Source organism: Vibrio marinisediminis (assembly GCF_014050145.1).
Lineage (GTDB): Bacteria > Pseudomonadota > Gammaproteobacteria > Enterobacterales > Vibrionaceae > Vibrio > Vibrio marinisediminis.
This window is the reverse complement of the sequence record NZ_JACFYF010000099.1, coordinates 1-333: the sequence shown is the minus strand read 5'-3', so window position 1 is coordinate 333 and position 333 is coordinate 1. Positions and strand designations below refer to the sequence as shown.

At 52.0% G+C, this 333-nt stretch carries 1 protein-coding gene; it reads left to right on the top strand.

Annotated elements, in window-relative coordinates:
- A partial coding sequence (locus H2O73_RS20465) for a hypothetical protein (protein WP_182110740.1) occupies positions 1-333 on the top strand: 333 nt, incomplete at both ends.

The window sequence follows — 333 nt, the reverse complement described above, 5'->3', positions numbered from 1 at the left end:
GCCAGAGCCAGAGCCAGAGCCAGAGCCAGAGCCAGAGCCAGAGCCAGAGCCAGAGCCAGAGCCAGTTGATCTACCTAAGCCAGCGTTGCCTGCGGTAGAGAATGAATTTGGTACGCCTAGCGATGAAGATTGGCTGGTTGATGGTGATATTGAAGCAGAAAGCGCGTTAGCCGCATTGCATGGTGAAGAACTAAATGGTGAACGCTATGAAGAGCTTGATAGCGATGTAACTGTTGCAGAGAACGAACCAGCGGAGCAATACTCTCCTGCAGAAGCAGAAGCAGAAGCAGAAGCAGAAGCAGAAGCAGAAGCAGAAGCAGAAGCAGAAGCAGA